This window comes from Sphingomicrobium sediminis, assembly GCF_023805295.1.
GTDB lineage: Bacteria > Pseudomonadota > Alphaproteobacteria > Sphingomonadales > Sphingomonadaceae > Sphingomicrobium > Sphingomicrobium sediminis.
This window is the reverse complement of the sequence record NZ_JAMSHT010000001.1, coordinates 1,233,070-1,253,386: the sequence shown is the minus strand read 5'-3', so window position 1 is coordinate 1,253,386 and position 20,317 is coordinate 1,233,070. Positions and strand designations below refer to the sequence as shown.

The following is a 20,317-nucleotide window of genomic DNA, read 5'->3' as shown; positions in this document are numbered from 1 at the left end:
GCGGACTTTGGAAGGGTTAGGAGGGTTCTCATGAGCCGAGGCCACGACCGATTGATCGCAGAATTGCGCGAAAAGCTGGGCGCGACGGTCGTCGTGACCGATCCCGACCTTATCGCTCCATGGCTGACCGATTGGCGCGGGCGGTGGACGGGCAAGGCCGCGGCGATGCTCCAGCCCGGCACCCGCGAAGAGGTCTCGACAATCTTGGCGGCGGCGAACGAAGCAGGCGTGCCGCTGGTCCCGCAGGGGGGGAACAGCTCGATGGTCGGCGGCGCGACGCCTGACCAAAGCGGTGACATGGTCATCCTCTCGTTGCGCCGGATGAAGGAGATCCGCGCGATCGACCCGGAGACGCGACAGTGCGTGGTCGAGGCAGGGATGATCCTTGCGACATTGCAGGACGAATTGGCCGAGGTAGGCCTCCGCCTGCCGCTCGATCTCGGGGCGCGGGGAAGCGCGACCATTGGCGGGCTAGTGAGCACCAATGCCGGCGGGACCGAAGTGCTTCGTCACGGGACGATGGGCGAGCAGGTGTTGGGGCTGGAAGCCGTGCTCGCCGACGGGAGCGTGATCGACACGCTCTCGCCGTTGAAGAAGGATAATCGTGGCCCGCGTATCGATCGCATGATGATCGGCGGGGAGGGGCAGTTCGGGGTCATCACCGCCGTCCGCCTGCAACTGACCGCGCTGCCGAGCGATCGCGCGACGGCATGGGTTGGCGTTGCAAGCCCGCAAGCCGCGCTCAAGCTGCTCCGCTTCTGCGAGCAGGAGTGCGATGCAGTCGAGGGTTTCGAGTTGTTGCCCAAGGACTCCTTGGCGGCGGCGGAAGCGGTATTCGACCTTCGCGCACCATTGGACGGCGATCATGACTGGCAGGTGCTGATCGAGGCCAAAGGCGAGAGCGAGGCTGGGACGCTAAACGAGAAGCTAGGTTCGATCTTGGCTGGAGCGATCGAGCAAGGTCTCGCGCAGGACGCGGTGCTGGCGCAGTCGGAGGCGCAGGCCGAGGCCTTCTGGTCGATCCGCCATCACCTCTCGGATGCGGAAAAGCGGCATTACGGCATGGCCAACAGTCACGACATATCGGTGCCGGTCGACGCGATGCCGGCTTTCCTGAAAGAGGTTCGGGACAGGATCGAGGCGGATTATCCCGGTGCGTGGGTGTCGGGCTACGGCCATTTGGGCGACGGCAACATCCATCTTCACGTCCGGCCCATGGATCGCGCCTCGGATGATTGGCGAGCAACCGAGGGGGCAGAGATCGAACGCAAGGTGCACGACATGATCGTCGCGCATGGCGGCTCGATCAGCGCGGAACATGGGATCGGCCAGATGAAACGCGATGAATTTGCGCGCTTGGGTGAGCCTGCGCGCCTGGCCATGCTCCGCGCGCTTAAGCAGGCGCTCGACCCCAAGCGTATTCTCAATCCGGGGAAGCTGATCCCCTAAAGCGCGTTTGCGAAACCGGTCTCGGCAGGATCGCGGCGGTCGCCCGGGCTAAGCGGGGGAAGTGGGCGACCATCGCGAAGCAGGTCAGAAGTTGACGCGAAGCCCGACGCGCACGCCGGTACGGTTCCAATCGCCAAGATCGGTCGAATAGTCGCGATATTCCGCACCGAGCAGCAAGTCGACCGTGTCGGAGACGGGTTGGACACGGCGGATCGCCACCCCGGTCTGATCGCCTTCGATGACGGGGCCGACGAAGAAGTCGTCTTCAGCGAGACTGCTGCCGGTGCCGGCCCAGACTTGGGTCGAGGCACGTGAGCCGGGGCGATCCTCGATCCGCAGGGTAAGGAGGTGGCCGTCCGTCTCGCCGACATCATCGATGTCGTAGCGCGTATAGGTGTAGCGCACGAAACCGCCGTCGAAATAGAATGCCGGGCCGCCCCAATAGCTGGTCACGCCGACATCGCCGAAATACTCGAGATGCCGTAGCCCCGCGGTCAGGACCAGGCCGCCGCCCGGGCGAAGCAAGACTTCCTGACCGATACGGCGATTGGCGTAGACGGGATCGTCGCTCGAAACGCCGAGGATGGTACGGGTCGCGAGCACGTCATTCCAGTCGATCCACAGATTGGCGCGTGCGCTGCTGCCGTCGAAGCTGACGTCGTTGCCATATTCGCGCCGACCGGCGCGCCCCTCGACGACGAGGTCGGCGGCGCCAAGGTCGAACTTGCTCGACAGGAGCAGCTCGGCGCGTTCGCCGCGATCATCGCTATAATCGGCATAGAAGGCCTCGCCGAAAATCTGCTGGGCCTGCGCCGGATTGGCAAGCACGCAAATTGACAGGCCGGCTAGGAGGGCGAGGGTCTTGGGTCGGATGGTCATATTCCGGCTCCTTCTGCGATCAATTGTTGGGCCAGCCGGTAGCGGCCGGGCGGCAGGTTCTTCTCGATGGTGATGCGGGGGCCGAACAGGCTGTCGGCGGGCACGATGCGACCGGGCAGAATGATGCACTGGATACCCAGCGTCGTCCGCGCGCCTATATGGGTGCCAAGCTTGTCGCGCCCGCTATCGTGCGTGCCGCCATTCGCTTGGACCTGGATATTGGCCTTGTCGAGGCGATGGTTGGAGGTGCGCACCTGTGCACCAAGATAGACGTCGCGATCGAGCAGCGAGTCCGCCACGAAGCATTGCGGGCCGATCGAGACATGATCGGCGAGGATCGACGCCTTCACCTCGGCGCAGAAACCGAGCCGGACATGGTCGCCGATCCGTGTCGCCCCGCGCAGCATGACCTGGTCGCCGATCAGGCAGTCCTCGCCAATCTCGACGGGGCCGATGATATGCGCACCGCGGCAAACGCGTGTCCGCTCGCCGATCCGGACCGGCCCCTCGAGGAGCGCTTCGGGGTGGATGATCGCGCTTGGTGCGATGTCGGTGCCGTCCAGTGCGCGCAAATCCCCGGCGATACGGTCGAGTTCAGTCCACCACATTGCGGGCCTCCTGCGGCGCATAGCGGGTCGGCTTGTCGCGTTTCGGTTCGCGTCCGGTGAGGAGACCGGCAAGGCCGTGGACGGCCCAGATCGTATAGGAGAGCAGGACGTAGAATAGCGCGAAGGGGGCGAGCGGGATGAGCGCCGCGCAGCGATGATGCCATGCCGAAAAGGCGCCGATCAGCGACACGATCGCAACCCACAGCAAGGGAAAGAGGAAGGCGATCAGCGCGACCGGGAAATGTGTGGTGGCAGCAACGGCAAGGCCGGTGAGATAGGCCATGATGCCGACCGCGACGACCAGGAACATGGGAAGGATCGAGAAGAGACCGAAGCGGCTGGACAAGAGCGGCCAGTGCAACCGCATGCACACCGCATAGCCGACGATCCAGCGCCGCCAGCGGCGCCATTCGTCGGCGACATTATTGCATTCCTGCGGAAAGACGACGCAGCGGTTGGAATGGCGCACGCGATAGCCCCTCGCAACCAGCGTCCAGCTGAGATCGAGATCCTCGACCTTGGTACGATCGCAAAAGCCGGTGGCGCGCAACGCGGACACGCGGAACATGCCGCAGGCGCCGGACACGATGAAGGGCGCGCCGCCGAGCATCTGCTGGAAGGTACGGCGCAGCGCGATCATCGGCAGCTTCACCGTGGCGCGGATGTGCGGGAGGAGCCCCGCGCCGACCAGGTTGGATGAAGGAATGCCGCCCACCGCATCGGCGCCGCGCTCGATCTCGCCCAGCAGGTGCGCCAGGCCGAGATCATGCGGGATCAGCGTGTCGGCGTCGGTCAGAAACACCGCTTCGGTACGGACATGGCCGATGCCACGCATCAATGCGCCGCCCTTGCCGGTGTTGGCCTGATGGATGGCGACCAGCCGCGTGCCATGTCGCCGCGCCAGAAGGTCGAGCTCGGCGCGCGTGCCATCGGTCGACCCGTCATTCACCACGATGACGCGATCGATCATCGGGTGGGAGAGCAGCCCTTCGACGGAAGCAGCAATGCACAATTGTTCGTTATAGGCGGGCAGGACCGCATCGACGCAGCCTCGCCGCTGACTGGGGCGCGACGGGCGCGTCAGCATCATCAGGACGAGCCCGACCAGCATCGCGAGGAAGAGCGCGGTCTTCATGCGACCAACTTCATCACAGCATAGCCTTCGCTCGGGCCGGTACCCGCCTGCTGGCCGCGAAACATAGCAGCGGCGCGAAGGCGGTCGGGGTGCATGTACTCGCGATGCCGCTGGCTCTCATGCGCGGCGATGGCCTCGAGCTTCACATCGAGCCAGCGCCCGAGCTCCTCGAAATAATGGGGCACGAAATCGGCACCGCTGGAGGGCGTCTCGTAGGTGAGGACCTGCGGCACGCTGCGTGCAGCGACGAGGCTGGCGCGGTGGACCGTGCGATGGTCCTGGTGCCGGTCGCCATCATCCATCGTGTAGAGGCGTTCAGGGACGAAGCTGCGAATTTCGCTTTCGAGGAAGGCGATCATGTCGGTGAGCGCTTCGGCAAAGCGCGTATCTGGAAAGTCGGCAGTGACGACGTCCTGGACACCCAAGAGCCCCAGCGCGCGGCAAGTCTCGTCGAGGCGATCGAGATTGCTGCCGGATGGAAGGCCGCGCTCGCCGCGGCTCAGGACGATGGCACGGATCCGTGCACCGGACGCAGCAAGCTTCGCCAAGGTGCCGCCACAGCCCAATTCGAGGTCGTCGGGATGGGCACCGACGGCAAGGATTCGCCGCGGTTCACCCACCGGCAAACCTCGTCAGGGCATGATGCGTACCGCAGGCCATTGATGCGTCCTTCCCGCTTGTCCGGCTGCCGGCAGGTCGCCGTAGCGGGACAAAGGAAGAACATCGGAACCGATTCGCGCAATCGAACTCGGGTCCGTTTCGGAGGAAAGGTCGGCGCTAGACCGGCTTCTTCGCGCTGCGCCACAGACCGCGATGGAGGCGCAGATTTTCAGGCCGGGTCCGCGCCTGTTTCATCGCTTCGGCATAGTAGGCCTTGCGCCAACGGGCGATGAATTGCTCTTCGCTCTCGCCCTCCTCGGGATCGGGCAGGCGCACGCGATCATAGACGATTTGGTGACCCTGCCATTTGGCTGCCGTGTAGTAGCTGTGCGTGCCCATCTGGAAGGCAAGGCGCGGCAGCAGAGGCGCGATGCGGATGGGGAGGTTGTGACCGTCGGCGCTTTCGACATTGGCACGCGGGCTGGCATCGGGGGCATTGTAGAGCGTGAGCCCCGCTTCGAGCGCTTCGCGCGCGGCGTCGCGGACCTGGTCCGGGGTGAGGGTAGAAGTCGAAATCAGGCGTTTGGCCAGCGGCGACCCGGGGACCGCGGGAAAGGCCCCGACATAGCGGCAGTCATAGTCGGCGACCGCCCAGAAAAGCGGGCCGCTGAAGATCGGTCCGATATGGGCGGCAGCGACGCAGAGACCGTTCTTGGTCTTGGCGCCTTCCAAGGTCGCGATGGAGTCTTTGAGGTCGGGAAACAGGTTTTCGGCGCCCTTGCCGTCGGGATGCACCTCGAACCAGTCGCGCAGCACCCGGTCGGCCAGCGCACCCCATTTTGCATGACGCTCCCATTCGTCGCGATCCATGTCGAGGTCGTCGGGACGCGCTTCCCAGGCCCAGTCGAGCATGTCGGGATCGAGCCGGACTTTGTCGACATGATTCCAAAGCCCTTCGAGCGCGGTTTCGATCTTGTCGGGCATTTGCGCGGCGCGTTCGGCAATGCTGCGTTCGTTGAGTTTCTGCGCGGCCTCGACATCGCCGAGGCGATAGAGGCCTGCCGTCACGTCGCGCATGAAAGGTGTCGTCATGTCCTTCGCGGCTGCCAGCTTGCGGTAGACCGACAATGCCGCGTCGGGATGGCCGTTGCGCTCAGCATTCATCGCCATTTGCAGCGCCTTTTGGATTGGCACGGTGCGCTGGTTCTTGGCGGACTTGGACTTCGACACGTTTCTTCCCCCTAAAACAGTGGTGCGCCCGGGAGGATTCGAACCTCCGGCCTCAAGATTAGAAGTCTCGTGCTCTATCCAACTGAGCTACGGGCGCCCCCGCCAGCCTCTCTAACCGCTTTTCGCGACTCTGCGAACATTCTTCGTGCGCTTCGCATCGCGTGCTCAGGAAAAACTGTCGGCTGACCGAAGGGCACCGGCAGTCCTGTCAGCTAGTGAGCCGTCAAGCGACCGTCTCGACGAGGCCCTCGAACAGCCGGCGACCGTCGCTATTGCCATGTGCGGTTTCGAAGGCGCGTTCGGGGTGGGGCATCATGCCGAGGACATTGCCCTTGGCATTGAGGATGCCGGCAATGTTCCGGGCCGATCCATTGACCTTGTCCAGATATTTGAACGCGACGCGCCCATCGCCCTCGAGCCGGTCGAGCACATCCTCGTCGGCCTGGTAATTGCCGTCATGATGGGCGATCGGGATGCCGATTTCCTCGCCCTTGCGATAGTCGCGCGTGAAAACGCTGCTGTCATTCTCGACGCTCAGGCGAACGGTGCGGCAGATATAGTGGAGCGAGGCGTTGCGCATCAGCGCGCCCGGCAGCATCCCGGCTTCGGTGAGCAGCTGGAAGCCGTTGCAGATGCCGATGGTGGGAACGCCCTTCTCGGCTGCGGCAGCGACGGCGCGCATGATCGGCGAACGCGCAGCGATCGCGCCCGAGCGCAAATAGTCGCCGTAGGAAAAGCCGCCCGGCAGGCCGATCAGGTCGGTGTCGGCGGGCAGGTCGGTCTCGCCATGCCAGACGAGGTGCGGCGCCTTTCCGGTCACTGCCTCGAACGCAACCGCAAGGTCGCGGTCGCAGTTGGAGCCGGGGAAGATGATGACGGCGGCGGTCATTCGGTCTCGATCCGGTAATTTTCGATCACCGTGTTGGCGAGCAGCTTTTCGCACATCGCCTTCAGCGTCTCGTCATCGGTGCCGTCGGCGACATCCATTTCGATCACCTTGCCGGCGCGCACGTCGGACACGCCATCGAAGCCCAATCCGTTGAGCGCGTGGTGGATCGCCTTGCCCTGGGGGTCGAGGACGCCCGGTTTCAACGTGATGAAGATGCGCGCTTTCATGGGTTCGGGGCCTCTTTGTGGCTGGAAAGGATGGTCAGGCCAGCGGCTATCGCATGCCCGCGCGAAGGACAAGCTTTACCATTTGCTAACCTTATTCTCCGACACTTTTCCCAAGGCGAGCCCGGCAGGGAAGGGGCGCCTTTTGGAAAAGTTGTGTATTTGGCGGATTTCTAGGCTCCGCCACGAGGGAGAATCGCATGATCGTCGGTCTTGCATCCGTATTGTTCATCGCCCTGTTCGGGTGGGGAAATATCTATTTCGGCTGGTCCGATCCGGACGGGAAGGTCCAGGCGGCACTGTTCGCAGCCTTCGCGCTCGGCATTCTTGCCGGCTACAAGACGCGCGGCTGATCTGCTAGCGCGAGCGGCGATGGACGCCGCAAACCTACCGCCTTACGCCCGATTGCTCCGGATCGAGCCCAAGCTGGTCGACGACCGCTTGCAGCTCGTAATGCCCTTCACGGATGATGTCGTGGGACGCCCCGGTTTCCTGCATGGCGGTGCGATTACCGGCCTTTTGGAAAGCGCGGCTTTCGGAACGCTACGCCTCGCATTGGCCGACGAGCAAATCGAGATGAAACCGATCACCGTGACGGTCGATTTCATGCGTGGGGGACGGCCCAAGCCCACCTACGCCGATGCCGTCATCGAGCGGCTGGGAAGGCGCATGGCCAATGTCGATGCCTTCGCATGGCAGGACAGCCGCGACACGCCGATCGCCAGCGCGCGGATGAACTTCCTGCTCGATCGCCAGTCCGACTAGCGGCCGGCCACCTTCAACGCATGATAGTTGGGCGAGCCGAACAGTTCGTCCACGACTGCCTGACGCTTCATGTAGAAGCCGATGTCATGCTCGTCTGTCATGCCGATGCCGCCATGCATCTGGATCGCTTCCTGGACCGCGAGGCGGCTGACCGCGCCCGATTTGGCCTTGGCGACCGAGACGAACAGGTCGGCCTGGGGGCTGCCTTCGTCGAGGAGCTGTGCGGCCTTGAGGGTGGCGGCACGGGCAATCTCGATCTCGCCATAAAGGTGCGCAGCGCGATGCTGCAGCGCCTGGAAGCGACCGATTTCGGTGCCGAATTGCTTGCGCTCCTTGAGATAATCGTTGGTCATCCCGAACGCGCCGGCAGCGACGCCGGTTAGTTCGGACGCTGCGCCGGAGCTGCCGGCCGCAAGCGTGCGCTTGAGGACATCCCAGCCGCCATCGACTTCGCCGACAACCGCATCGGCGTCGACCTCGACATTGTCGAACTGGAGGCGCGCGGCCTTCGATGAATCCGCCATGGCAAGATTGTCGATCTCGAGACCCTTGGCGCCCTTGGAAATCGCGAAGAGAGTCAGGCCTTCCGTCTCGCCCTTCGACCCGCCGGTGCGCGCTGCGACAAGGATGACGTCGGCGCTGGCGGCGTGGACGACGAACTGCTTCTTGCCCGATAGCGAAAATCCGTTGCCCGAACGCTTGGCCTCGAGCGCGACGGCGGCCGGATCATGATGCTTGCCCTCGTCGATGGCGAGCGCGGCGACGGTCTCGCCTGCAACGATGCCCGGGAACCACTTGTCGGCGTGCGCAGTGCCTTCCATCGCGCGGACAGCGGCAACGGCAGTTGTCAGGAAGGGCGAGGGGGTGAGGTTGCGCCCGATTTCCTCGAGCACGACATTGGCTTCGATCTGGCCGAGCCCCGATCCGCCCTGCTCCTCGGGAATGAGGATGCCGGTCAGGCCGAGTTCGGCGAACTGCTTCCACAGGTCATGGCCGAACCCATCCTTGCAACCAATGTCGCGCCAGTGGCGGAGCTGTGTTTCGATCTTGCCCTCGTCCGCCATGAACGGGCGGACGCTGTCCTGCAGCATGACCTGGTCTTCGTTGAGTTTAAGCACGGATCAGGCTCCCGGAAGCTGGAGGATATGCTTGGCGACGATGCCGAGCTGGATTTCGGATGTGCCGCCCTCGATCGAGTTGGCCTTGGTGCGCAGCCAGTCGCGCGGGGTCTGCCCGTTATTCGACCGCTCGCTTTCCCATTCGAGCGCGTTCGAGCCGCCACCCATCATCACCAGCTCGTGGCGACGCTTGTTCAATTCGGTGCCGGCATATTTCATGAGGCTCGGCTCGGCGGGATGCGCTTCGCCGGCCTTCAATTTGTCGATGAAATGCTCGCTCATCGCCTGGAAGGCGAGGGCGTCGACATCGAAGCGGGCAAGGTCGGCGGCGAGGATGGCATCGGCATCCGCAATCGCTTCGCTCATCAGGCTCGACCCGGCCTCGCCGCCAAGGCCCATGCCCGAAATCATCTCGCGCTCATGGCCGAGCAGGTACTTCGCAACGGTCCAGCCTTCATTCTCATTATGGACGAGCTGGTCCTTGGGGACTTTCACATCGTCGAAGAAGGTTTCGCAGAAGGGCGAATAGCCGCTGATCAGCTTGATCGGCTTGGTCGTGACGCCTTCGCTGGCCATATCGAACAGCAGGAAGCTGATGCCGCCATGCTTCGATTCTTTCGAGGTGCGCACAAGGCAGAAGATCCAGTCGGCCTCGTCGGCATAGCTGGTCCATACCTTCTGTCCGTTGACGAGATAATGGTCGCCCTTGTCCTCCGCTTTCGTCTGGAGACCGGCAAGGTCGCTGCCGGCGCCCGGCTCGGAATAGCCTTGGCACCAACGGATCTCTCCGCGTGCGATTTCCGGGAGGAAGCGCTTCTTCTGCTCTTCGGTGCCGAATTTGAGCAATGCCGGGCCGAGCATCGAGATGCCGAACGACGTGAGCGGCGTGCGCACGTTCATCTTCTTCATCTCGGCCCTGAGGATCTTACTCTCCTCAGGGCTCAGGCCACCGCCGCCATATTCCTTGGGCCAGTCGGGCACGGTCCAACCGCGCGAGGCGGCTGCTTCCAGCCATGCCTTCTGGTCGTCCGACTGGAACACGAAGTCGCGTCCGCCCCAGCAAACATCCTTCTCGCTGGTCATCGGCTCGCGCATCGAGGCGGGGACATTGTCCTCCAGCCATTGTCGTACGTCGCGCGCAAAGCTCTCCAGATCGGCCATACCCTTGTCCTCTCCTGTGGGGTGCATTAGCCCCGTTTTGAAGCGCAACTTAAGGATGCGCAAGAAGGGGAGAGAGTGAATGGACTTTGACCTTACGGAAAGGCAGGCCTTTTTCCGTGATCGGGTGAAATCCTTCATCGACGAGCACGTACGACCGCGAGTCGCGGACTATCATCGACAGATTGCCGACGGTGATCGCTGGCAGCCTTTGCCGGTGATCGAGAAGCTGAAACCCAAGGCGCGCGAGGCGGGTCTGTGGAACCTCTTCATGCCGCCCGGCGGCGCGCTCAGCCATGTCGACGAGAGCTTCGAATTCGTTGGCGAGCAACTCACCAACCTCGAATATGCGCTGTGCGCCGAGGAAATGGGTCGCATCCTGTGGTCGAGCGAAGTTTTCAACTGCTCGGCGCCCGATACGGGCAATATGGAAGTGCTGCATCGCTACGGCACGCGCGAGCAGAAGGATCAGTGGCTCGCACCCCTTATGAATGGCGAGATCCGCTCGGCCTTCCTGATGACGGAACCGGGAGTGGCATCGTCCGACGCGACCAATATCGAATGTTCGATTGCACGCGACGGCGATGATTATGTCATCAACGGCAAGAAATGGTGGTCTAGCGGGGCGGGCGATCCGCGCGCCAAGATCGCCATCCTGATGGGCAAGACCGACCCGGAAGAGCATAAGTACCGCCAGCAATCGATGGTGCTGATGCCCTTGGATGCCGAGGGCGTGACGATCGAGCGGGCGCTCCATGTCTATGGTTATGACGATGCGCCGCACGGCCATATGGAGATCAAGCTCGACAATGTCCGCGTGCCGGCCAGCAACATATTGCTGGGCGAGGGGCGCGGGTTCGAAATTGCTCAGGGTCGCCTCGGCCCGGGCCGCATACATCACTGCATGCGCACCATCGGTGCCGCCGAAGAAGCGCTGATGCTGATGGTCAAACGGCTCAACAGCCGCGTCGCCTTCGGCAAGACGATCGCCGAACATTCGATCTGGGAGCAGCGCGTCGCCGATGCGCGGATCGAGATCGATGCGACGCGCCTCCTCTGCCTCAAGGCCGCCGACATGATGGACAAGGTCGGCAACAAGGAAGCCAAGGCCGAAATCGCGATGATCAAGGTGAAGGCGCCCAAGATGGCGCTGCAGGTGATCGACGATGCGATCCAGGCATTTGGCGGCGCGGGTGTCAGCCAGGATGCGCCGCTCGCGCATAGCTGGGCGGGCATTCGCACGCTGCGGCTGGCCGACGGGCCCGACGAGGTGCATGCGCGTTCAATCGCGCGCCTCGAATATGCCAAACATGCGGAGATTTAAGCGATGACCGATCCCTTCGACCTTGCCGGCAAGAGCGCCATCATCACCGGCTCCTCGCGCGGCATCGGGCAGGCCATTGCGGAGCAACTGGCGCAGCGCGGCTGCAACGTCGTCATTTCGAGCCGGACGCAGGAAAAGTGCGACGAGGTGGCCGAGGCGATCAATGCGCGTGGCGGCGGCAATGCCATCGCCGTGGCGGCGAACATCTCGGACAAGGCCGGGCTGCAGGCGATGGTCGACAAGGCCAAGGAAGCGTTCGGCAAGGTCGACATCCTCGTCTGCAATGCCGCCTCCAACCCCTATTTCGGGCCGATGGGCGGGATTACCGACGAGCAGTTCGAAAAGATCCTGCGGAACAATGTTATTTCCAACCACTGGCTCATCCAGATGTGCGCCCCCGGCATGCTCGAGCGCGAGGATGGCTCGATCATCATCGTGAGCTCGATCGGCGGCATGACCGCGTCGACGACCATCGGTGCCTACAATGTGTCGAAGGCGGCAGACTTCCAGCTGGCGCGCAACCTCGCGGCCGAATTCGGGCCCAAGAAGGTGCGCGTCAATTGCATCGCGCCGGGTCTGATCAAGACCGATTTCGCCAAGGCGCTGTGGGAAAATCCCGACCTGTTGAAGAAGATCGTCGCGCCCATGCCATTGAAGCGCATCGGCGAGCCTGACGAAATTGCGGGGGCAGCGGTATTCCTCGCCTCGCCCGCCTCCAGCTACATGACCGGCCAGTCGATCGTCGTCGATGGCGGTGCGACCGTGGGCGCGGGGTTGTGAGTCGTCTCGACGGTAAAATCGCCATCGTCACGGGCGCGGGCTCGGGCATCGGGCGCGCAACCGTGGACTTGTTTCGAGGGCATGGCGCGACAGTGGTTGGTGCCGACCTCAAGGGGGCCGACGTCGAATGCGATGCGGGCAGCGAGGAAGCGGTCAAGGCGCTGATCGACGAGGTGGTCGAGCAGCATGGCCGCCTCGACGTCATGTTCGCCAATGCCGGCGTGTCCGGCGGTTTCGACGGTATCTTCGACCAGGATGAAAACACCTGGGCCGAAATCCTGCGCGTCAACCTGATCGGCCCGGCCATGGCGATCAAGCATGCCGCGCCGGCGATGAAGAAATCGGGCGGCGGCTCGATCATCGCCACGGCGAGCGTAGCGGGCTTGCGCTCGGGCGCGGGCGGGCCGGCCTATACGGCGTCCAAGGCGGGCGTGATCAATCTCGTGAAGATTGCGGCGCAGCAAATGTCCGGCGCCAATGTGCGCGTCAACGCCATCTGCCCTGGCCTCATCGAGACCGGGATGACGCAATTCATCTACGACCATGCCCGCGCCAAGGGCAATGAAGGCGAGATCGGCAAACTCAATCCGCTCCGCCGTGGCGGCGAGCCCGAAGAAATTGCCGCCGCCGCCCTATTTCTCGCCTCCGACGAGGCATCCTACGTCAACGGCCATGCGTTGGTCGTCGACGGCGGGCTTTCCAGTTCCCATCCCTATACGCGGCAGGTCTACGGCCGCACTGCAAGTTAAACGGAGAGACTATCAATGAGCGACGATCCCATCAGCAGCGAGAATCACGGCGATGTCCGGATCATCTGGAGCGACAATCCGCCGGTGAACGCGCTGGGCGCGGCAGTCCGGCAGGGGCTGGTCCGCGAGATCGAGGCCGCCGAGGCCGATGACGGCGTCAATGCGGTGGTTATCGCCTGCAAGGGCCGCACCTTCTTTGCGGGCGCGGACATTTCGGAATTCGGCAAACCGCCGGTCATGCCTTGGCTGCCCGACGTGGTCGACCGCATCGAGGCCTGTACCAAGCCGGTCGTCGCCGCGATCCACGGCACGGCGCTGGGCGGCGGCTGCGAGATTGCTCTCGGCTGTCATTATCGTGTGGCGCTGGGCTCGGCCAAGCTGGGCTTCCCCGAAGTCAATCTCGGCCTGCTGCCGGGTGCTGGCGGCACGCAGCGCGGCCCTCGTGTTGCGGGCCCCGAATTGGCGCTCCAGATGGCCGTTACCGGCAAGCCAATCAGCGCGCAGGTCGCTGCCGGTGCCGGTCTCGTCGACAAGATCATCGAAGGCGACCTTCTCGAACATGCGGTCGCCTATGCCCACGAAGTGAAGGACACGCGTCCGTTGCCGCGGTCGAGCGAGCGCAACGAGCGGATCGAGAATGTCGACCCGGCCATCTTCGACGAGTTCAAGAAGAAGAATGCCAAGCTGTTCCGCGGCGATGTCGCGCCGCAGGCCAACCTCGAGACGATCAAGGCCGCGACCGAAATGCCGTTCGACAAGGGCGTGATGTTCGAGCGCACCAAGTTCATGGAGCTGATGAGCGGCCCGCAGGCGCGTGCGCGTCAGTATTTCTTCTTTGCCGAACGCAAAGCGTCCAAGATCGACGGCGTCGACGACAGCGTCGCCCCGCGCGAGATCAAGCGCGTCGGCGTGATCGGTGCCGGCACCATGGGTGGCGGTATCTCGATGAACTTCCTGTCGGCGGGTATCCCCGTGACCATCGTCGAGATGAACCAGGATGCGCTCGACCGCGGCACCGGCATCATGCGCAAGAATTACGAAGCGACCGCGCGCAAGGGCCGCATGACGGCGGAGCAGGTCGAAGGTGCGATGGGGCTTCTCAAGCCCTCGCTCAACTTCGACGATCTTGGTGAATGCGACCTCATCATCGAGGCGGTCTACGAGAATATGGACGTGAAGAAGGAGATCTTCACCAAGCTGGACGGCATCGCCAAACAGGGTGCGATCCTGGCGTCGAACACCTCCTATCTCGATATCAACGAGATTGCGTCGGTGACGAAGCGTCCCGAGGATGTGGTCGGACTCCACTTCTTCTCTCCCGCCAACATCATGAAGCTGCTGGAAGTCGTCCGCGGCGACAAGACGGCGGACGACGTGCTCGTCACTGCCATGGCGCTGGCCAAGAAGATCCGCAAAGTCGCCGTCATTGCTGGCGTCTGTTACGGCTTCATCGGCAACCGCATGCTCATCCCGCGCCAGCTGGAAGCGGAAAAGCTGCTGCTCGAAGGCGCGACCCCGGCACAGGTCGACAAGGTCCATGTCGAATTCGGCATGCCGATGGGCCCGTTCCAGATGGCCGACCTTGCCGGCGTCGATATCGGCTGGCACCGCGATCCCAGCCGCATCGAGAATATCCGCGATGCGCTCTGCGCCAAGGAGCGTTGGGGCCAGAAGAAGGGCGCGGGCTTCTACGATTATGACGAAAATCGCCGCCCGAGCCCGTCGGACGTGACCGCCGGTATCATCGAGGAATTCCGCGCCAAGAAGGGGATCACCGAGACCCGCGAGATCAGCGACCAGGAAATCGTTGAGCGCACGCTCTACACGATGGTCAACGAAGGCGCGAAGATCCTTGAAGAAGGCAAGGCGCAGCGCGCCTCCGACATCGATGTCGTGTGGATCTACGGCTATGGCTGGCCGGTCTATCGAGGCGGCCCGATGTACTGGGCAGACAGCGAAGGTCCCGACAAGATCGTCGAGGGTTTGAAGCGCCAGCAGGAGCGCCTGGGCGACACGTTCAGCTTCTCCCAGCTCCTTCTCGACAAAGCCGAGAAGGGCGAGAAGTTTACCCGCTAGAACGAGGCATTGGCGGGGCAGGCGGCCAAATGCCGCTTGCCCCGCACGCCTTTGCGTGATTCACTCTCCCTACGAGAGGGAGAGCGATTATGGGCGTGGGCATTCACCGTTATTCGAGCGTGGCGGCATTCTGGCACTGGTTGTCGGCGGCCTTGGTGCTCACCCAATTCTATACCGGCTACATGTTCCACCAAGTGTTCGAGCGCGGGACGCCCGAGCGCACCGACATGTTCGCCTGGCACAAGACGTTCGGGGTGCTGCTGCTCGTGGTGGCCATCCTTCGCGTGGCGACGCGTTTCTTCAAGCCGGCACCGCCAATACCGCAGCAGCTCGAGGCCTGGGAACGCGTAGGCGCCAAGGTGAGCCATCTGCTTCTCTACGGGTTCATCCTGCTCATCCCGCTGGGTGGCCTCGTCGCCATCTCGGACCGCGGGCCGGTCGAACTCAAAGGCGGGATTACCATCCCCGCGCTTCCGGGCGTGACCGAGCCGATCGCCGATTTCGCGGGCGATGCACACGAGACCTATGTCTGGTGGTTTGCGGCCCTGCTCGGCGTGCATCTCGTCGCCGGGCTCTACCATCAGAGCAAGCGAACCGCGGCTGCGGGCCGGATGTGGCCGTTCAAGGGGCCGGCGAACCGCTAGCAAGGATTGGCGTTGCGCTGACTCAGGCGGTATGTGGTCAGCATGCATGCGCGCCTTGTCGAGATACTTGTTCCGGATGAGCTGACGATAAGCGTCGAGGCGCTGCTTAGCGCGCATGGCGAGCGTTATTGGCGCGCCGCCTCGCCCGGACCGCGCGAACAATTTGCCTGCCTCGTGGCGGCGCCAGAGCTGGAACGCCTTCTCGATGAACTCGAAGCGGAGTTTGTCGGTGTCGAAGGCTTTGAGGTGATCGTCCTCGAAACCGAGGCGGTCATCCCGACACTCACCAGACCCCGACTTGCGAGCGGCGGATCGGCGGTGAAACCTTCGACGGCAATCGAAGCCTTTTTCAGCCGTGATCGCCTGAGTACCGACGAGCTTTACGACGATATCGGTCCCAGCATCGCACTGCGCCCCGCTTATCTCGTGATGGTGGCTTTATCTGCGATCATCGCAGCGCTTGGCATGCGGGCGGGGAATGTCGCGGTGATTATCGGCGCCATGGTCGTCGCCCCTCTGTTGGGGCCGGCGATGGGCATGGCACTCGGCAGCACGGTCGGCGACCGGAGGATTTTCGCGAAAGCGATGGGTGCATTGTCGGCGGGCGCGTTGCTGGCCGTCTTGGTCACTTTCGTCATGGGAAGCTTCATCGCAATCGATACGGGTGAGCCCGAGCTCTTGCTGCGCGCCTCGGTAAAGCCTTCCGATGTCGCGCTGGCGCTGGCGAGTGGGGCGGCGGGTGTCCTCGCATTCAGTCGAGGCCGCGCCATCTCGTTGGTAGGCGTCATGATCGCGGTAGCGCTGGTACCGCCGCTGGCTGCCGCCGGAGTATTCCTCGCCAAGGGCTTGATCCCATTTGCTGTCGGTGCACTCTATCTTTTCATGACCAATCTCGTGGCGGTGAACCTGGCCGGCATCGTGACCTTCCTGCTTCAGGGTCTGCCGCCGAAAAATTGGCGAATGACCGGTGGCATCATCGCGGCGTGGACATTGATATTGCTGGTTTTTGTCGCGGCACTGGCCGGTTGGGCCTTGTTCGGATTCGACCCGCCGCAGCTGCCGGGGCTCTGATCACGTGCTGCATTGCAGCACGGCCGACTTTGCTGTAGGGCGCGCCCAAACTCCTTCAGGAACAAGATTATGCAACTTCGCAACGTCGCGATCATCGCGCACGTCGACCATGGCAAAACCACCCTCGTCGACCAGCTTTTCCGTCAGTCGGGGACCTTCCGCGACAATCAGCGCGTCGAAGAACGCGCCATGGACTCGAACGAGCTTGAGAAAGAGCGCGGCATTACCATTCTCGCCAAGTGCACCTCGATCGAGTGGCAGGGCGAAGGGCGCGAGCCGATGCGGATTAACATCGTCGATACGCCCGGCCACGCCGACTTCGGTGCCGAGGTGGAGCGTATCCTCAGCATGGTCGATGGCGTCATCCTTCTGGTCGATGCGGCCGAGGGCCCGATGCCGCAGACCAAGTTCGTTTGCCAGAAGGCGCTGGGCCTGGGGCTGCGTCCGATCGTCGTCGTCAACAAGATCGACCGTCCCGATGCGCGCGAAGCCGAAGTGCTCGACGAAGTCTTCGAACTATTCCTGACGCTCGACGCCAATGATAATCAGCTCGATTTTCCCGCGCTCTATGCCTCGGGCCGCTCGGGCTATGCTTCGACCGATCCGGCAGCGCGCGAGGGCGACCTAACGCCGCTGTTCGAGACCATCGTCGATCATGTCCCGGCGCCGGGCCTCGACAAGGATGCCGAGTTCAAGATGCTCGCGACCCTGCTGGACCGCGACAACTTCCTCGGCCGTATCCTGACCGGTCGTATCGAGCAGGGCACGCTCAAGGTCGGCGACCCGATCAAGGCGATCGACGTGCATGGCAACAAGGTCGAGGAAGGGCGCCTCAGCAAGCTGTTCGCCTTCCGCGGTCTCGAGCGCGTACCGGTCGAGCAGGCCGAAGCTGGGGACATCGTCGCCATCGCGGGCCTTGAAAAGGCCACCGTCTCGAACACCATCGGCACCCCAAATACCGTCGAGCCGGTTCCGGCGAGCGAGATCGATCCGCCGACTCTCAGCATGACCTTCGCGGTCAATGACAGCCCCTTTGCGGGCCAGGATGGCGACAAGGTGCAGAGCCGCGTTATCCGCGACCGCCTTGAGCGCGAAGCCGAAACCAATGTCGCAATCCGCGTGTCCGAAAGCGCCGAAAAGGATGCATTCGAAGTGGCCGGCCGCGGCGAATTGCAGCTCGGCGTGCTCATTGAGAATATGCGCCGCGAAGGATTCGAACTGTCGATCAGCCGCCCGCGCGTGCTGTTCCGCGATGGCCCGGACGGCAAGGAAGAGCCGTACGAGACCGTCGTCGTCGACGTGGATGACGATTATTCGGGCACGGTCATCGACAAGATGGCGCTCCGCAAGGCCGAAATGACCGACATGCGTCCCTCGGGCTCGGGCAAGACCCGCCTGACCTTCAGCGCACCGTCACGTGGCCTCATCGGCTATCATGGCGAATTCCTGTCCGACACGCGCGGCACCGGCATCATGAACCGCGTCTTCGAAAAGTACGGCCCCCACAAGGGCAAGATCGAAGGCCGTGCCAATGGCGCGATGATCTCGATGGAGAAGGGCGATGCGGTCGCCTATGCGCTCAATGCGCTGGAAGATCGCGGCATCCTGTTCGTCAGCCCCGGCGAGCCGCTTTACCAAGGCATGGTGATTGGCGAGAATGCCAAGCCGCAGGACCTCGAGGTCAATGCCCAGAAGTCCAAACAGCTCACCAACTTCCGCGCCTCGGGCAAGGATGAAGGAATCCGCCTCACGCCGCCGCGTCGCATGACGCTGGAGCAGGCGATCGCCTATATCCAGGATGACGAGCTGGTCGAAGTGACGCCAGGCGCGATCCGCATCCGCAAGCGCCATCTTGACCCGCACGAGCGCAAGAAAGCGTCCAAACGCCTCGAAAACGCCTGATTCTGTTCATCTCCTGGACAGTTTTTGGTTAATGTGCGCGACAGAAAAACCAAGAAAATCAATAGGTTGCGGGCTTCGTCTCAATGTGGGAACCGTTCATCGACGGAAAACTTGCGTCTGGTGAACAATTCCCTAAATAGACCCCTGTAACGAGAGAAGAGCGAGGGCTCGCGCCGCCGTGGAGGGTAGGCGAAGAGCGAGGGCGAGACGGACAGCGCGCACGATGCGAACGACCCCGGAGCGAGTGGGGCGCATCACTGCAGACTGGCCGCACTGACTTAGAGACATAATGAAGCGCATTTTGGGGGCCGGCCTGGCGCCGGTGATGGGGTTTGCTTTGCTTGTGACGGCCGGTGGGTCGGAAGCGGTCGGCGCAACGATCGACAAGTTCAGCTTTACCGAAGAGCAGAAGGTCGCCGGTTGGGCGATCGAGGCGGCCGCGGTCGAAGAGACCGAGGAAGCTCATGAGGAAGACAAGACGCTTCCCGAGCTGGTCGCAGAAAATCGCGGCATCGCCGATAGCGAGCTGAGCGCACAGGAATGGTGCCTCGCCAACGCTGTCTATTTCGAAGCACGCAATCAGGATCTCGAAGGCCAGCTGGCCGTCGCCGATGTCGTCATGAATCGCACCGATAGCGATCAGTATCCCGACAATTGGTGCGACGTGATCAAGCAGAAGGCGCAATTCAGCTTCGTCACCAACCGCAAGTTTCCGAAGATCACCGAAGGCAAGTCCTGGGACACGGCCAAGGCGGTCGCGCAGGTTGCCATCGACGAGAGCCACGACATCGTTCGCGGTGACGTGCTCTGGTATCATGCCGACTATGTAAAGCCGGTGTGGCGCCACAATCTCGACCGCGTCGCCAAGGTCGGGGTCCACATTTTCTACGAAGCCTAAGCCGTTTCGTATCGAGGGAGCTTCGCCTCCCACTCTCGTTACACCTAGCGGGAGGCGTTAGCGGGGTCGTGAGGGCATCAGCTCTCACGGCCCCGTTTTCGCGTCCGTGCAAGGTCCGGTCCGATGCGGAGCAAAGCACAAGCAAGCGGCAAGCAATTGCAGCGAACATTCATGGCTCCCCGATCAACAGGAGCTGAGACTATGAAAATCGCAACGAAACTGGCCGCATCGGCCGCCGCCCTTCTGGCGCTCCCTACCATCGCCGTTGCGGCGACCTCGCCCTTCTCCCAACCCGCCAGCACTTCGACGAGTAGCGTGCAAAGCTCGAGCTGCTTCAGCAGCGAAACGGGGTTCTTCACCTATATCTTCCGCCTGCAACGCAACGCTCAGTCGATTGCCGATGAATGCGGGGAGACCTGATTCTAGCCGCACCACGCAAGTAGATTCATTCGGAACGGCGTCCTTCATGGGCGCCGTTTTCGTTTGATCGAATGTCGTGTCCGAAGCGGAGGAAAGCACAAGCAAGCGGCAAGCATGGCAGGCCGAAAAGTCTCGCTCCCTAACGACAAGGAGCCATGATGAACTTCACTTCCAAACTGGCCGCCACGGCCGCTGCATTGGTCGCCGTGCCGGCACTCGCCTGGGCAGCCCCGTCCCCCTACAGCCAGACCAAGGGCCCGCCCGAAAGCGGCCCGTATCGCGCGCAATGCCCCGACAGCGAGGTCGACTATATCGTCCGCCTGCTGCCCAACGGGCGAGCGCATCCCAACCAGAATGCCACTGGCAAGTGCGACGAATTCAACGTGTAGCTGACGTTG

At 63.0% G+C, this 20,317-nt stretch carries 22 protein-coding genes and 1 tRNA gene; 13 read left to right on the top strand and 10 right to left on the bottom strand.

Annotated features, from left to right (window positions below):
• Nucleotides 1–30: 30 nt before the first annotated feature.
• A complete protein-coding gene (locus NDO55_RS06505; RefSeq protein ID WP_252113541.1) occupies nucleotides 31–1,449 on the top strand; it encodes an FAD-binding oxidoreductase in 1,419 nt (472 codons plus the stop codon).
• A gap of 84 nt (nucleotides 1,450–1,533) precedes the next feature.
• On the opposite strand, the gene NDO55_RS06500 is transcribed toward NDO55_RS06505, so the two are convergent.
• From NDO55_RS06500 to purS, 8 genes are all read right to left on the bottom strand, one after another.
• Entirely contained in the window at nucleotides 1,534–2,328 is a 795-nt protein-coding gene (locus NDO55_RS06500; RefSeq protein WP_252113539.1) for a YaiO family outer membrane beta-barrel protein, read from the bottom strand.
• Entirely contained in the window at nucleotides 2,325–2,936 is a 612-nt protein-coding gene (locus NDO55_RS06495) for an LbetaH domain-containing protein (protein ID WP_252113537.1), read from the bottom strand. Before NDO55_RS06495 ends, NDO55_RS06500 begins: the two co-directional genes overlap by 4 nt.
• Entirely contained in the window at nucleotides 2,923–4,071 is a 1,149-nt protein-coding gene (locus tag NDO55_RS06490) for a glycosyltransferase family 2 protein (RefSeq protein ID WP_252113535.1), read from the bottom strand. Before NDO55_RS06490 ends, NDO55_RS06495 begins: the two co-directional genes overlap by 14 nt.
• Nucleotides 4,068–4,691: a PIG-L deacetylase family protein gene (locus NDO55_RS06485; protein WP_252113533.1), complete on the bottom strand. Its 624-nt coding sequence runs from the start codon at nucleotides 4,689–4,691 to the stop codon at nucleotides 4,068–4,070. Before NDO55_RS06485 ends, NDO55_RS06490 begins: the two co-directional genes overlap by 4 nt.
• A gap of 157 nt (nucleotides 4,692–4,848) precedes the next feature.
• Nucleotides 4,849–5,901, bottom strand: a complete 1,053-nt coding sequence (locus NDO55_RS06480; RefSeq protein ID WP_252113531.1) for a hypothetical protein — start codon at nucleotides 5,899–5,901, stop codon at nucleotides 4,849–4,851.
• Between the two features lie 20 nt (nucleotides 5,902–5,921).
• Nucleotides 5,922–5,998 (bottom strand) — tRNA-Arg (locus tag NDO55_RS06475).
• Between the two features lie 126 nt (nucleotides 5,999–6,124).
• Nucleotides 6,125–6,790, bottom strand: coding sequence for a phosphoribosylformylglycinamidine synthase subunit PurQ (gene purQ, locus NDO55_RS06470; RefSeq protein ID WP_252113529.1), 666 nt, complete (start codon nucleotides 6,788–6,790; stop codon nucleotides 6,125–6,127).
• Nucleotides 6,787–7,017 (bottom strand): phosphoribosylformylglycinamidine synthase subunit PurS, encoded by a 231-nt coding sequence (gene purS, locus NDO55_RS06465; protein WP_252113527.1) that lies wholly within the window; start codon nucleotides 7,015–7,017, stop codon nucleotides 6,787–6,789. Before purS ends, purQ begins: the two co-directional genes overlap by 4 nt.
• 197 nt (nucleotides 7,018–7,214) lie before the next feature.
• On the opposite strand from purS, the gene NDO55_RS06460 reads away from it, so the two are divergent.
• Together NDO55_RS06460 and NDO55_RS06455 are read left to right on the top strand one after the other, a co-directional pair.
• Nucleotides 7,215–7,367: a hypothetical protein gene (locus tag NDO55_RS06460; protein WP_252113525.1), complete on the top strand. Its 153-nt coding sequence runs from the start codon at nucleotides 7,215–7,217 to the stop codon at nucleotides 7,365–7,367.
• Nucleotides 7,368–7,386: 19 nt separating this feature from the next.
• Nucleotides 7,387–7,779, top strand: a complete 393-nt coding sequence (locus tag NDO55_RS06455; protein ID WP_252113523.1) for a PaaI family thioesterase — start codon at nucleotides 7,387–7,389, stop codon at nucleotides 7,777–7,779.
• On the opposite strand, the gene NDO55_RS06450 is transcribed toward NDO55_RS06455, so the two are convergent.
• Both NDO55_RS06450 and NDO55_RS06445 read right to left on the bottom strand, forming a co-directional pair.
• Nucleotides 7,776–8,897 carry an acyl-CoA dehydrogenase family protein gene (locus NDO55_RS06450; protein ID WP_341869972.1) on the bottom strand — a complete coding sequence of 374 codons (1,122 nt, stop codon included), beginning with the start codon at nucleotides 8,895–8,897 and terminating at the stop codon, nucleotides 7,776–7,778. The genes NDO55_RS06455 and NDO55_RS06450 overlap by 4 nt on opposite strands.
• 3 nt (nucleotides 8,898–8,900) lie before the next feature.
• Nucleotides 8,901–10,058 carry an acyl-CoA dehydrogenase family protein gene (locus tag NDO55_RS06445; protein ID WP_252115560.1) on the bottom strand — a complete coding sequence of 386 codons (1,158 nt, stop codon included), beginning with the start codon at nucleotides 10,056–10,058 and terminating at the stop codon, nucleotides 8,901–8,903.
• 79 nt (nucleotides 10,059–10,137) lie between these two features.
• On the opposite strand from NDO55_RS06445, the gene NDO55_RS06440 reads away from it, so the two are divergent.
• The 10 genes from NDO55_RS06440 to NDO55_RS06395 all read left to right on the top strand — a co-directional run bounded on the left by NDO55_RS06440 (nucleotide 10,138) and on the right by NDO55_RS06395 (nucleotide 20,308).
• The gene (locus NDO55_RS06440) at nucleotides 10,138–11,379 is read left to right on the top strand and encodes an acyl-CoA dehydrogenase family protein (protein ID WP_252113521.1); all 1,242 of its coding nucleotides are present in this window, start codon (nucleotides 10,138–10,140) and stop codon (nucleotides 11,377–11,379) included.
• A gap of 3 nt (nucleotides 11,380–11,382) precedes the next feature.
• Nucleotides 11,383–12,159, top strand: a complete 777-nt coding sequence (locus tag NDO55_RS06435) for an SDR family NAD(P)-dependent oxidoreductase (protein ID WP_252113519.1) — start codon at nucleotides 11,383–11,385, stop codon at nucleotides 12,157–12,159.
• Complete coding sequence (locus tag NDO55_RS06430; RefSeq protein ID WP_252113517.1) at nucleotides 12,156–12,908, top strand: SDR family NAD(P)-dependent oxidoreductase; 753 nt, start codon at nucleotides 12,156–12,158, stop codon at nucleotides 12,906–12,908. The genes NDO55_RS06435 and NDO55_RS06430 overlap by 4 nt, the downstream gene beginning before the upstream one ends.
• Nucleotides 12,909–12,923: 15 nt before the next feature.
• Nucleotides 12,924–14,984 carry a 3-hydroxyacyl-CoA dehydrogenase NAD-binding domain-containing protein gene (locus tag NDO55_RS06425; RefSeq protein ID WP_252113516.1) on the top strand — a complete coding sequence of 687 codons (2,061 nt, stop codon included), beginning with the start codon at nucleotides 12,924–12,926 and terminating at the stop codon, nucleotides 14,982–14,984.
• A gap of 89 nt (nucleotides 14,985–15,073) precedes the next feature.
• Nucleotides 15,074–15,628, top strand: coding sequence for a cytochrome b (locus tag NDO55_RS06420; protein ID WP_252113514.1), 555 nt, complete (start codon nucleotides 15,074–15,076; stop codon nucleotides 15,626–15,628).
• A 42-nt stretch (nucleotides 15,629–15,670) separates the two neighbouring features.
• Nucleotides 15,671–16,699 carry a TIGR00341 family protein gene (locus tag NDO55_RS06415; RefSeq protein WP_252113512.1) on the top strand — a complete coding sequence of 343 codons (1,029 nt, stop codon included), beginning with the start codon at nucleotides 15,671–15,673 and terminating at the stop codon, nucleotides 16,697–16,699.
• 69 nt (nucleotides 16,700–16,768) lie between these two features.
• Complete coding sequence (typA, locus tag NDO55_RS06410) at nucleotides 16,769–18,601, top strand: translational GTPase TypA (protein WP_252113510.1); 1,833 nt, start codon at nucleotides 16,769–16,771, stop codon at nucleotides 18,599–18,601.
• A 289-nt stretch (nucleotides 18,602–18,890) separates the two neighbouring features.
• Nucleotides 18,891–19,499 carry a cell wall hydrolase gene (locus NDO55_RS06405; protein WP_252113508.1) on the top strand — a complete coding sequence of 203 codons (609 nt, stop codon included), beginning with the start codon at nucleotides 18,891–18,893 and terminating at the stop codon, nucleotides 19,497–19,499.
• Nucleotides 19,500–19,700: 201 nt separating this feature from the next.
• A complete protein-coding gene (locus tag NDO55_RS06400) occupies nucleotides 19,701–19,919 on the top strand; it encodes a hypothetical protein (RefSeq protein WP_252113506.1) in 219 nt (72 codons plus the stop codon).
• A 155-nt stretch (nucleotides 19,920–20,074) separates the two neighbouring features.
• On the top strand, nucleotides 20,075–20,308 hold the full coding sequence (locus NDO55_RS06395; protein WP_252113504.1) for a hypothetical protein: 234 nt from the start codon (nucleotides 20,075–20,077) through the stop codon (nucleotides 20,306–20,308).
• Nucleotides 20,309–20,317 lie beyond the last annotated feature (9 nt).

Excerpts from the sequence above, each read along its gene's own strand:
- NDO55_RS06500 (WP_252113539.1), bottom strand. The coding sequence starts at position 2,328 with ATGACCATCCGACCCAAGACCCTCGCCCTCCTAGCCGGCCTGTCAATT.
- NDO55_RS06400 (WP_252113506.1), top strand. The coding sequence starts at position 19,701 with ATGAAAATCGCAACGAAACTGGCCGCATCGGCCGCCGCCCTTCTGGCG.
- NDO55_RS06440 (WP_252113521.1), top strand. The coding sequence starts at position 10,138 with ATGGACTTTGACCTTACGGAAAGGCAGGCCTTTTTCCGTGATCGGGTG.
- NDO55_RS06435 (WP_252113519.1), top strand. The coding sequence starts at position 11,383 with ATGACCGATCCCTTCGACCTTGCCGGCAAGAGCGCCATCATCACCGGC.
- NDO55_RS06455 (WP_252113523.1), top strand. The coding sequence starts at position 7,387 with ATGGACGCCGCAAACCTACCGCCTTACGCCCGATTGCTCCGGATCGAG.
- NDO55_RS06405 (WP_252113508.1), top strand. The coding sequence starts at position 18,891 with ATGAAGCGCATTTTGGGGGCCGGCCTGGCGCCGGTGATGGGGTTTGCT.
- NDO55_RS06490 (WP_252113535.1), bottom strand. The coding sequence starts at position 4,071 with ATGAAGACCGCGCTCTTCCTCGCGATGCTGGTCGGGCTCGTCCTGATG.
- NDO55_RS06460 (WP_252113525.1), top strand. The coding sequence starts at position 7,215 with ATGATCGTCGGTCTTGCATCCGTATTGTTCATCGCCCTGTTCGGGTGG.
- typA (WP_252113510.1), top strand. The coding sequence starts at position 16,769 with ATGCAACTTCGCAACGTCGCGATCATCGCGCACGTCGACCATGGCAAA.
- NDO55_RS06420 (WP_252113514.1), top strand. The coding sequence starts at position 15,074 with ATGGGCGTGGGCATTCACCGTTATTCGAGCGTGGCGGCATTCTGGCAC.
- NDO55_RS06495 (WP_252113537.1), bottom strand. The coding sequence starts at position 2,936 with ATGTGGTGGACTGAACTCGACCGTATCGCCGGGGATTTGCGCGCACTG.
- NDO55_RS06415 (WP_252113512.1), top strand. The coding sequence starts at position 15,671 with ATGCATGCGCGCCTTGTCGAGATACTTGTTCCGGATGAGCTGACGATA.
- NDO55_RS06425 (WP_252113516.1), top strand. The coding sequence starts at position 12,924 with ATGAGCGACGATCCCATCAGCAGCGAGAATCACGGCGATGTCCGGATC.
- purQ (WP_252113529.1), bottom strand. The coding sequence starts at position 6,790 with ATGACCGCCGCCGTCATCATCTTCCCCGGCTCCAACTGCGACCGCGAC.
- NDO55_RS06395 (WP_252113504.1), top strand. The coding sequence starts at position 20,075 with ATGATGAACTTCACTTCCAAACTGGCCGCCACGGCCGCTGCATTGGTC.
- purS (WP_252113527.1), bottom strand. The coding sequence starts at position 7,017 with ATGAAAGCGCGCATCTTCATCACGTTGAAACCGGGCGTCCTCGACCCC.
- NDO55_RS06505 (WP_252113541.1), top strand. The coding sequence starts at position 31 with ATGAGCCGAGGCCACGACCGATTGATCGCAGAATTGCGCGAAAAGCTG.
- NDO55_RS06445 (WP_252115560.1), bottom strand. The coding sequence starts at position 10,058 with ATGGCCGATCTGGAGAGCTTTGCGCGCGACGTACGACAATGGCTGGAG.